The organism is Winogradskyella sp. (assembly GCF_045105575.1).
Lineage (GTDB): Bacteria > Bacteroidota > Bacteroidia > Flavobacteriales > Flavobacteriaceae > Winogradskyella.
The window spans coordinates 1-11769 of the sequence record NZ_JBGCDQ010000054.1 but is presented as its reverse complement, the minus strand read 5'-3'; the positions used below and the strand labels follow the sequence as shown (position 1 = coordinate 11769).

The 11769-nt window shown below is 34.4% G+C and carries 7 protein-coding genes; 6 read left to right on the top strand and 1 reads right to left on the bottom strand.

Translation table 11 applies throughout. From position 1 onward, the window contains the following. Positions 1-39: 39 nt before the first annotated feature. Complete coding sequence (locus AB8B52_RS12895; protein ID WP_406028760.1) at positions 40-930, bottom strand: aldose 1-epimerase family protein; 891 nt, start codon at positions 928-930, stop codon at positions 40-42. Positions 931-1045: 115 nt separating this feature from the next. On the opposite strand from AB8B52_RS12895, the gene AB8B52_RS12890 reads away from it, so the two are divergent. The 6 genes from AB8B52_RS12890 to AB8B52_RS12865 all read left to right on the top strand — a co-directional run. Next, positions 1046-2380 (top strand): anthranilate synthase component I family protein, encoded by a 1335-nt coding sequence (locus tag AB8B52_RS12890; protein WP_406028758.1) that lies wholly within the window; start codon positions 1046-1048, stop codon positions 2378-2380. 298 nt (positions 2381-2678) lie between these two features. Next, complete coding sequence (gene tilS, locus AB8B52_RS12885) at positions 2679-3983, top strand: tRNA lysidine(34) synthetase TilS (RefSeq protein ID WP_406028756.1); 1305 nt, start codon at positions 2679-2681, stop codon at positions 3981-3983. 358 nt (positions 3984-4341) lie between these two features. After that, positions 4342-5964, top strand: a complete 1623-nt coding sequence (gene ade, locus AB8B52_RS12880; protein ID WP_406028754.1) for an adenine deaminase — start codon at positions 4342-4344, stop codon at positions 5962-5964. A 349-nt stretch (positions 5965-6313) separates the two neighbouring features. After that, positions 6314-8155, top strand: coding sequence for a CocE/NonD family hydrolase (locus AB8B52_RS12875; RefSeq protein WP_406028803.1), 1842 nt, complete (start codon positions 6314-6316; stop codon positions 8153-8155). Between the two features lie 379 nt (positions 8156-8534). Continuing rightward, positions 8535-9491 carry a YheT family hydrolase gene (locus tag AB8B52_RS12870; protein ID WP_406028752.1) on the top strand — a complete coding sequence of 319 codons (957 nt, stop codon included), beginning with the start codon at positions 8535-8537 and terminating at the stop codon, positions 9489-9491. A 479-nt stretch (positions 9492-9970) separates the two neighbouring features. Next, positions 9971-11769 (top strand): SdrD B-like domain-containing protein (locus tag AB8B52_RS12865; protein ID WP_406028750.1); only part of this gene is annotated, 1799 nt, incomplete at its 3' end.

The window sequence follows — 11769 nt, the reverse complement described above, 5'->3', positions numbered from 1 at the left end:
TTGCAAATATTTGCTGCAAAGCTACTATTTATAATGGACTTACACTAAATGCCTTTGGTCTATTTCTATGGTATAGCTGGCATTAAAATCATTACCAGCTTCCAAATTTAAAATACCAGCTTTGGTTTCTATCTTTTGGTCTGTGGTTTCAAGGTCCGCAAAACCTAACCAAGGTTCAATACAAACATAAGGTGCGTTTGGTTTTGCCCAAATACCTAATTGCTTAAAATCTTCAAATGTCACCTTTAAAACAGTGCCTTTGTTTTTGTGCTTCAGGCTTACAACGCGCGATTTCAAATCCTTGAAAATTAAGGCATCTTCATTAAATATATCGGGTTGTAGTTTAATAATATTACCGTCTGTAAATACAGGTTTTGTTTTGCTGGTTATTAAACCGTTAGATCTATTTAAAAGAAACGATTCGCTATGTTCTGTCGTTTCAAATTCTAAATAATAATCGGTATAGGTGTCATCTTCTGAAATAGGACAATTAAAAGCAGGATGCCCTCCTATTGAAAAATAAAGCGTTTTCTCGTCTAAATTTCTAACGGTATGAAGAACGGTAAGACTATGTTCTGAGAGTGTATAGGTGATTTCAAATGCGAAAAAAAACGGATACCATGCATACAACGTATCGTTTGAAACTAAAGAAAACGTGATGCTTGTTTCTGACTGATGTGTAATGGTGAAATCATCATTGTGTCTTACAAAACCATGCTTAGGCATGTGATATGTTTTTCCGTTGTAAGTATAACTGTCATCTTTCATGCTACCAATAATCGGAAACAAATTAGGTGCATGACTTCCCCAAATCTCAGAATGGGCTTGCCACATAAATTCAGTCTTGTTTTTTATGGATGTGATGTTGCACAATTCAGCACCTTTGGGTTTTATAGAGATGTGTAAATAGTCGTTTTTTAAGTGATGCATACGATTTCTGTTTTTTTAAATATACAATTTTGAACGTATTAAATAAAGTGCTTCAATTCTGAAATTGCTTTTTTTCAAATTTAAATTTAGGTAAATTGCACCAATAATTAGTCTATTGAGAACAACACAAATTCACCAACCCAAAAATCTAGAAACTTTTAAGCAAAATCTGTTGCTGTGGAGTCAACAATTTAGCGATGTGGTTTGGTTAGATTCTAATAATCATACAGATCAATACAGTAATTACGATGCGGTTTTAGCAGTTGATGCCTTTACAGCGATTAAAACAGATTATTACGATGCGTTTGAGCGCTTAAAAGAATACCAATCGTTAACAAAAGATTGGATATTCGGTTACCTCACGTACGATTTAAAAAACACCACAGAACGTTTAAACTCTGAAAATTTTGATGGCTTAGAATTTCCTGATTTGTATTTTTTTCAACCTAAAAAAATGTTTTTAATTAAAGACAACCAGATTGAAATTAAATACCTCAATATGGTAGATGACGAGATTGAAGATGATTTAAAAGTTATAGAAAATAAAATTGAATATAATCCTGAAGGTTGGTCGCTGAGCGAAGTCGAAGCGAGTCGAAACGTCTCAAAGAACATCAAAATAAAACTAAGAATTCATAAAGACGATTACTTTAAAAAAGTCACCAAAATGCTAGCGCACATTCATAGAGGTGATATTTATGAAGCCAACTTCTGCCAAGAGTTTTATGCAGAAAACACTGAAGTTAATCCACTAGAAACCTTTAAAAAGCTGAATGAAATTTCAGAACCACCATTTGCAACGTTTTTAAAATTTGAAGAAAATTACCTTATGTCAGCCTCACCAGAACGCTACATAAAAAAAAGCGGTACAAGCATTATTTCGCAGCCTATTAAAGGTACTGCAAAACGGTCTATCAATAAACTAGAAGATTTAAAATTAGCTGAAGATTTAGCAAAAGACGAAAAAGAGCGCAGCGAGAATATTATGATTGTAGATTTGGTGCGCAACGATTTATCGCAAACGGCTACCAAAGGAAGTGTAAAAGTTAAAGAATTGTGTAAAGTATATTCATTCTTGCAAGTGCATCAAATGATTTCTACCATCGAATCACAGGTCACTCCAGAAACACATTCCGTGGACATTTTAAAATCGACATTTCCGATGGGAAGTATGACCGGAGCACCAAAAATTTCAGCAATGAAAATCATTGAAGCTTTAGAAGAGACAAAGCGTGGATTGTATTCTGGTTCAGTTGGTTACTTTATGCCAAATGGTGATTTCGATTTTAATGTCATTATCAGAAGTATCCTTTATAATAAAACAAAAAAATACGTGTCGTATTCCGTAGGAAGTGCCATCACGTCAAAAAGTATTCCTCTAAAAGAATATGAAGAGTGTTTGGTAAAAGCCAAAGCGATGCGTGAGGTTTTAGAAAAGCCCCTTGATTAGCTTTTTTATGCTCAGTTGTTGTAGCAATTCCCCAAAGGAGAAACGACATTCTTTTTGCCTAGCATCAGCTTAGCCTTTTTTACTCTTTATGGCTATAGTAATTGCTAGAAATCCGAGTAAATCCGTGTTAAAAATCTAATAAATAACCGAATTTAACTTTTTATCTACGAATCTCAGCGAAACAACTATTAGTAAAATCAGCATCAAAAAAACTTTACACCTTTGCGTCTTTGTGAGAATTATTTTTCAATACCTTTAAGTCGTGTTAAAAAAATTCAAAAACCATATCAAAATCAATTTGCCTTTCTTAACCAAAAGCAAACTTATTCTTGCCATTTCTGGCGGTATAGACAGTGTTGTGTTAGCCCATTTGTGCAAATCACTAAACCTCAATTTTTCTTTAGCGCATTGCAATTTTAAGCTAAGAGAAGCAGACAGTGATAAAGACGAAGCTTTTATTTTAGACTTAGCCGAACAATTGGATGTCGAAGTTTTTATTCAGCATTTTGATACGGCAGCTTATGCGAAGCAAAACAAACGTTCTATTCAAATGGCTGCGCGCGAATTACGATACGACTGGTTCAAAGATTTAGCAGAACAATTACAATTCGATTATATATTAACAGCACATCATGCAGATGATAACCTAGAAACCTTTTTGATTAATTTTACAAGAGGTACTGGCTTAAATGGTTTAACGGGAATTCCAATTATAAACGATAACATCGTAAGACCATTATTACCATTCTCGAGAGAAGCGATTGAAATCTATGCAAAAAAAGAAAGCATCAGTTGGCGCGAAGATGCTAGCAATGCTTCACGTAAATATTTGCGAAACAAACTGCGCCATGAGGTGATTCCTATTCTAAAAGAGATCAATCCACAATTGCTAGACAGTTTTCAAAATACGACCAACCATCTTAATGACACGGCAGATATTGTTGAAGAAAGTCTGGATGCGGTTTTAAAACGAGCGATTATTGATATGGATAATAATGCCATTAGTTTTAAAGTCATCCAATTCAAAAAACTAAATAATCCGAAAGCTTATCTGTTTGAAATGTTTAAGGATTACGGCTTCACACAATGGAACGATATTGTTGATTTATTAGATGCTGAATCTGGAAAACAAATAGTGTCAAACACACATCGTTTGGTAAAACATCGCGAGACCATCATTTTAACCGATATACCTCATTCTGAAAAAAGGGAAGCATCTATTTTGATTAATGAAGACCATAAAACTATTGAAACACCAATAGGACATTTAAGTTTCGAAACTGTTGATGAAATTTCAAAGACTTCAAAAAGTAGCATATACGTTGATAAAGAAAAGCTGAATTTTCCACTAGAATTAAGACTTTGGAAAACGGAAGATACGTTTCAACCTTTAGGTATGGCAGGTAAAAAGAAAATCAGTAAATATTTAAAAGACGAAAAATTATCGCTAGTTGAAAAAGAAAACACATGGCTTTTAACTTCAAATAACAAAGTAGTTTGGGTAATTGGTAAACGCGCTGATGAACGATTTAAGGTCACAGAAAAAACAAAAGAAATTCTTAAGATTGAAATAGGGATGAGCTATGAGGTTCTGAGGCATTAGATATTTAGCATCTGTGTCGAAAAAGCATAGAAAATAAAATTTGTGATAATCCATGTAATCCGTGTCGAAAATCTATTTAATTAGTCTAAATTCTTGAAATCCGTGTCAAAAAACAGTCGTCATTATAAAAATTGGGATCTTGGAAAATAAATACGACATATAAAGAATCAATTTATTTCTTAGTGAGTCTCTGTGAAAACTCCGTGAATCTCTGAGTAATAGAAAAATGAATATTTTAGGTAACAAGGAGTACTATAATTGAGGTAAGTATCTAACTCAATAGTCGTTGATAAAATCAGTGAAAATCATTGAAATCCGTGTCAAGAAAAAGTATAAAACAAGTCAAAACAAAACAAACTTGAAACTAAAAGGAAACATAGTAGATATAAAAAATCGAAACATCTTCAAAGGAGAAATCAGCATCGAAAACGGAAAAATTAAATCCATTGAAGAAAAAGACTGCGAAGAAAACCATTACATTTTACCAGGTTTTATAGATGCACACATCCACATAGAAAGTTCAATGTTGGTGCCAAGTGAATTTGCAAAAATAGCGGTAAAACATGGCACAGTGTCCACAGTGTCCGACCCACACGAAATCGCCAATGTACTTGGTGTAAAAGGTGTAGAGTTTATGATTGAAAACGGCAAGCAAACCCCTTTCAAATTTAATTTTGGAGCACCATCTTGTGTTCCAGCAACGAGTTTTGAGTCGGCAGGAGCTGTCATTGATTCTAACGACATAAAAACCTTGATGGCAAATCCAGATATTAAGTATTTGGCAGAAATGATGAATTATCCAGGAGTCATTTACGATGATGCCGAAGTTTTAAAGAAACTCGAATGGGCAAAACACTATAAAAAGCCTATTGACGGACACGCTCCAGGCTTACGAGGAGATGATTTAACCAAATATATTGCAGCGGGAATTTCAACAGATCACGAATGTTTTGCCTACGACGAAGCTTTAGAGAAACTTCAAAAAGGTATGAAAATTATCATTCGAGAGGGTAGTGCCGCGAAAAATTTTAACGCATTAATCGATTTGCTAGATGAACATTACGAAAACATGATGTTTTGTAGTGATGATAAGCATCCAGACGATTTATTACTAGGTCACATTAATCAATTGTGCACAAGAGCCATAGCAAAAGGAAATGACGTTTTCAAAGTGCTTCAAGCGGCTTGCATCAATCCTGTAAAACACTACAATTTAGATGTTGGCTTATTAAGTATTGGAGATGCTGCAGATTGCATTGTGGTTGAAGATTTAGAAAATTTTAAAACGCTTCAAACGTATATTAATGGTGAATTGGTTTTCGATAAAGGTGAATCCAAAATCAAGCATGTTGAATTTGAAAACTTGAATAATTTCAACACAGATAAAAAGCAAGTTTCTGACTTCAGATGCCCTTCTAATGCAAAACAGATTAGAGTTATTGAGTGTTTGGATGGTGAATTGGTAACCAATGAAATTATTGAAAACGCAACAATCGAAAACGGAAACCTCGTATCAAACACCGAAACAGATATTCTTAAAATGGTTGTGGTTAATCGTTATAAAAATGACCAACCTGCTATCGCATTCATCAAAAATTTCGGAATAATAGAAGGAGCAATTGCTAGTTCTGTAGGTCACGATTCGCACAATATTATTGCGGTTGGAGTATCCGACGAAGCCATTTGCAAAGCGGTGAATCTTTTGATTGAAAATGAAGGTGGTATTTGTGCCATTTCAAACACACAACAAAACGTTGTGGCATTGCCTGTAGCAGGTATTATGAGTGATAAGAATGCGGAAACTATTGGTAAACAGTATGGCGAATTAGATACTATGGCAAAACAATTAGGGAGTCAGCTTCATGCACCTTATATGAGTTTGTCGTTTATGGCCTTGTTGGTGATTCCTGCTTTAAAATTGAGTGACAAAGGCCTTTTTGATGGTAGTACATTCGAGTTTACTTCGGTTGAGATTGCGTAAAAACTTATTTTTTTTACGAGAAAGCACAAAGAATCTCTGAGTATCAGTTTAATAGTTGCAATAATAAGTCTATTTCAAATTAGTGCCAATTAGTGCCAATTAATGAAATTCGTGTCAGAGTTTTCGTTTTAAATCTCTTTCAATCTATGTGCGATTCGTTTTTCAAGCTAAGCCGAAAAGCATCCATATCAATCTTTAAACCCATAACAAAGCATATATCCGTTTTTCTATCATAAAACCCTTTAAAATTTCAAACACAAATACCTATCTTTAGCTTTTTAATAAATTAATCCGAAAACCAATGTTAAAAAGATTTTTCACTATTCTATTATTAGTAGCAGTATTTTCAATGGGTTCTCCTATAAATGCTCAAGTTGCAGTAACTTCAAAGTCTCAACAAACTGAAAAGGTTTATAATTCAAAAGACCATTATACCAAAAAAGAAGTGATGATAGAGATGCGAGATGGCATTAATCTACATACCACTATCTATTCACCAAAAGATACGTCTAAAACTTATCCAATACTGATGATGCGCACGCCATACAGTTGCAGACCATATGGTGAAGATCAGTTTAGATCTAAAATAGGACCTAACAAATATTTGATGGAAGAGGGAAATATTATGGTTTATCAAGATGTACGTGGACGCTGGAATAGTGAAGGAGTTTATGATAATATGCGCGCTTACATTCCTAATAAAACAGGAAAACAATTTGATGAAGCGAGTGATACTTATGATACCATAGATTGGTTGGTGAAAAATGTTAAAAACAACAATGGAAATGTCGGTACTTATGGTATTTCGTATCCAGGTTTTTATGCGACGTATTCTTTGCTCGATGCGCATCCTGCCTTAAAAGCAGTGTCTCCGCAAGCCTGTATCGGTGATTTCTTTTTCGATGATTTCATCCATAACGGAGCGTTTCTATTGAGTTATTGGAGAGCAACCGCAGTTTTTGGTTATATGAAAGATCAACCAACCACAAAATCGTGGTACCAGTTTCCAGATATTGGAACAGAAGATCAACATCAGTTTTTCCTAGATAATATGCCTTTGAGTAAACTCAATACATTCTACGACAGTACCAATGTATTTATGGAGCAAATAAAAACGAATGTGACGTATAATGACTTTTGGAAAAGCAGAGGCATCATTCAGCACCTCAAGGATATTAAACCTGCAACCATGATTGTAGGAGGGTTTTTTGATGCTGAAGATTTATATGGGCCTTTTAATACGTATAAAAGTATTGAAGAATATAGCAGCAATTATAACACTGTTGTTTTCGGGCCTTGGAGTCATGGAGACTGGGCAAGACAAAGCGATCGACAAGTCGTTGGAAATATCCATTTTGGCGATAACCTATCGGATGGTTTTCAGAAGAATGTGGAAACCAAATTTTTTAATCATTTCTTAAAAGGCGAAGCTAATGGAAAAACAGGATTACCAGAAGCACATATGTTTAACACAGGGACAAAAACATGGGAATCTTTTGAAACTTGGCCTCCTGAAAACACAACGACCGAAAACTACTTTATGCAGCCTAACGAGCAATTATCTCAACAGGCTAACAAAACGGTAACGTCATCCGATTTTATAAGTGATCCTAAAAAGCCGGTGCCATACACAGAAGATATTAAAGTAGGGTTTACACCACGAAAATTTATGACCGACGATCAGCGTTTTGCATCCAGAAGACCAGATGTATTAACTTTTGAGACTGAAATCTTAGAGGATGATATGACTCTAGCAGGAGATATTTTGGCAAAATTAAAGGTGTCAACTACAGGTACTGCAGCCGATTGGATTGTAAAAGTGATTGATGTATTTCCTGCGGATACTAAAAACACAGACGATGTTCAAGATCATTTAAAATTGAGTAATTACCATATGATGGTGCGCAGTGAAGTTATTAGAGGACGTTTTAGAAATAGCATGAGTCAGCCAGAACCTTTTATACCAAATGAAAGAACAGCCGTTAATTTGAAATTACAAGATGTGTTTCATACCTTTAAAAAAGGACATAAAATTCAAGTCCAGATTCAAAGTACCTTTTTTCCGTATATCGATGCGAATCCTCAGACGTATGTCGATAATATTTTTGAAGCTAAAGAAGAGGACTTTGTGAAGCAAACCCATAAGGTGTTTAATGATTCTTCTATTGAGTTTAAGGTTTTGCAGGAGTAAATTGGTTCATCCAAAATAAAATCTCTCACAAAGTAGCAGAGGCGCAAAGGTGTACTTGAAAGCTGTAACTCATCCTTATTTTTGATACGCTTAAATTATAGAAGTTGGTGCGTTCTAGTAACTATTTGAATGGTAAATAATTACCTTTTTTTGGATAGTAATGTTTTGATACAGGTTTTTTGGTTCATATTTTTAAAAATTTTATATCAAACTCTGCTTTGCGCCTTAGCGACTTTACGAGATCTAATAACAAAATTTCATAAAGAAGATAGCAAGAAACACAAAGAAATTATAAGTTTGCAAGATCAATAAACAACGAACCATAAAAATAAAACGCTCAGTTTTCCCCTCTAGGGAATGAAAGGGGCTTTTCTCTTATATGCCCATACTAAATTCAACCTTCAAACCACGCTTTCAATTTAAAAATGGTTTTGTTTCAACCGTTTATTCAGGATTAATAAGAACCGTTAAATTAGAGCAAACTCGTGAACGTATTGAAACTCGCGATAACGATTTTATAGATTTAGATTGGAGTTATGCAGAAAGTAAATCAGACACCGTTATTATACTTTTACATGGTTTAGAAGGGCATGCGCAACGGCCTTACGTTACAGGCACTGCAAAATTATTCAATGAAAACGGTATGGATGCTGTGTGCATGAATTTTAGAGGTTGCAGTGGTGAAGATAATCGGTTGTTTAGCAGTTACCATTCTGGCGCTACGGACGATTTAGATGAAGTGGTACAGCATTGCATTCATAATAAAAACTATAATCATATTTATTTAAAAGGCATTAGTCTTGGCGGCAACGTCGTACTTAAATATCTCGGTGAGGATCGTACTGTGCCATCGCAAATTAAAGGCGGTATTGGTATTTCGGTGCCTTTGCATTTAGACGGTTCTTCTACAGAATTGCAAAAATTAAAAAATCGACCTTTTGCCATTCGATTTAGAAAACACCTTCTAGATAAATTAAGGGTAAAACAAAAGCAATTTCCAGAGCGACTAAAAGATAACGACTTAAACAGAATTAAAACGTTAAGACAATTTGATGATTTTTACACTTCAAAAGCACATGGCTTTAAAGATGCGATGGACTATTACGAGCAATGCAGTGGTTTACAATTTTTACCAAATATAAACGTGCCAATCTTAGTGATTAACGCATTGAACGATTCCTTTTTATCACCAGAATGTTTTCCTGTTAAAGAAGCCAAACATAATTCTAATTTGTTTTTAGAAATGCCTGAATTTGGTGGCCATGTTGGGTTTATACAAAAGGGTGGTCTTTATTATAATGAGGTGCGTGCTTTGGAGTTTGTTTCAAAAAGTTAATTTTACACCATTTCTTTTTTTTAGAATAGAAAAAACCTTTCAAGAGTAATTCTGAAAGGTTTTTTTATGTAATAATTTCAAAGTTTATGGCAAAACGTTCAATTTATAGTTCTGAAATAAATGTTATTTTAAATAATTTACAATCTCAAAACACATCTTTTATTCTGTAATTATTAGTGAAACATAAGTGAAATTTCATCTTTTTTTATGTTCTGAAGTTGATTTTTCACATAATTTCATCCGATTTTTTTGAATAGTTTATCTCCTGATAGTAAAAAAAAACACCTTCGTCGGATTTTTTTAACAGATTAGTCTTAACAAGAAACCACTTGTTAATATTGTATTAAGATTTCATAAAGTACAAGTCCTAACTTGTGCTCTTAAATCTATGCGTTAATTTTTCTATTAACGTATTTGCTATTAATTCAAGTATCCTAACTACTTAAAATTGAAATTTTTAACTAATTCTTATTTACAAAATGGAACAAAACTACCTTTGGCAAATTAGACACAAATTTGCCCTTTTATTATTTTTAGTTTCGGCAATGTCCCTTTGGGCTGGTATCGAAAATGAAGATGATAAAACCAGAAATTTAACTTTTAAAGCCTTTTCTTCGGAAAATACTTTAGAAGAATCAGAGACCACATGTGGCTCTATTGACGGATTTTACATTTATGATCAGGCTACAGACATGCCTGTTTTTGGACCGATTCAAAACAATGCGCACATCGATATTGCGCATCTTCCAAACAATTACTACTTAGTAGCTAAAACGTCTGGATATGTAGAGAGTGTCACTTGGCTAATTAGCGGACATCCTCTAGTTACTGAAAATTTGGAACTTTATACATTTCCTGCTGGCGGCACAAATTGGAATGCTGGAGTAGGATCATACAGTTTTGTTGTAAAAGCTTATAACCAAGATAATGGACATGGTACAACTTGTGATACAGATCCACTTTCGTTTAGTATTGTACAATCTGGAGGTGGTGTTACAGCACCTAGCAATCCAACTTGTGATTCTGGTGCTTTTTTATGGCAAAATAATATTGATGTTACAAATCTTCAAGGATCTTCTGGAATTCCGCAGGCCGATTTACGATTTGTAGATTTCGGTACTACACGATTTACGATTCCTGGGCCTTATCCTACTGAGTTTAATGGCGCAGTAACAGTATCTCTTGATGAGGTAGTGTCTTGGGATGGCTATACCAACAGACCTAACGTAGGTGCTCAAACTAAAGAAAAATGGAAGGTTGTATTTAGAAAAAATGGTAATACAGTTTTTGAATCTTCATACACCCAAGATGTTGCCGATAATGTCACATCTGGTGAATGGGTTGGAGCTTTAGAATCTGATATATTTTTACCTCAAGGAACAGATGAAATTATCATTGTTCATATTGAAGATAGTTTATATGGTGATGGTAGCATACATTCGTCGCCTAATTCGGTAGTGCCTTCTTCTATTTGTTTATCTTATGAAGTAGAAGCTATTGAACCTCCTTCAGATCCAACTTGTGATGATGGAGCTTTTTTATGGCAAAATAGTGTTGATGTAACAAATCTTTCAGGTTCTTTCGGAATTCCACAGGCTGATTTACGATTTGTAGATGGATCTACAACACAGTTTACTATTCCAGGCCCTTATCCTTCGGAATTTAATGATGCGGTAATTGTATCTCTCGATGAGGTCATATCCTGGGATGGCTATCTAAATAGAGCTAATGTTAATGCGCAAACTAAAGAAAAATGGAAAGTTATATTTCGAAAAAATGGAAATACGGTTTTTGAGTCGTCTTATACACAAGATGTTACTGACGAAACAATTTCTGGTGAATGGATTGGAGCGTTAGAATCTGATATTCTTTTACCACAAGGAACCGATGAAATTATTCTCGTACACATTGAAGATTCTCAATTTGGTGCAGGATCATTTAATTCTCCTAATTCAGTAGTCCCTTCTTCTGTATGTATTTCTTATGAAGCTCTACCAGCTTCTTTAGGAGACACAGTTTTCTTAGATGAAGATCAAGATGGAATTCAAGATCCAAATGAAGACGGAGTTCAAGGTGTTACAGTGAATCTTTTAGATTGTAACGAGAACTTTATAGCAACGACCACTACAGATGCTAACGGTAACTATGCGTTTACGGATTTAGATCCTAACGTAAATTACATCGTACAGTTTATAGCACCAAACGGTTTTGAAATCTCACCAGCCAATCAAGGTGGTAATGATGCCAATGATTCTGATAGCAATGCTAACGGTTTAAC

What these genes read in the sequence shown, in the direction of transcription:
- AB8B52_RS12870 (WP_406028752.1), top strand. Translation starts at nt 8,535, where the DNA reads ATGCCCATACTAAATTCAACCTTCAAACCACGCTTTCAATTTAAAAAT.
- AB8B52_RS12895 (WP_406028760.1), bottom strand. Translation starts at nt 930, where the DNA reads ATGCATCACTTAAAAAACGACTATTTACACATCTCTATAAAACCCAAA.
- AB8B52_RS12875 (WP_406028803.1), top strand. Translation starts at nt 6,314, where the DNA reads ATGGGTTCTCCTATAAATGCTCAAGTTGCAGTAACTTCAAAGTCTCAA.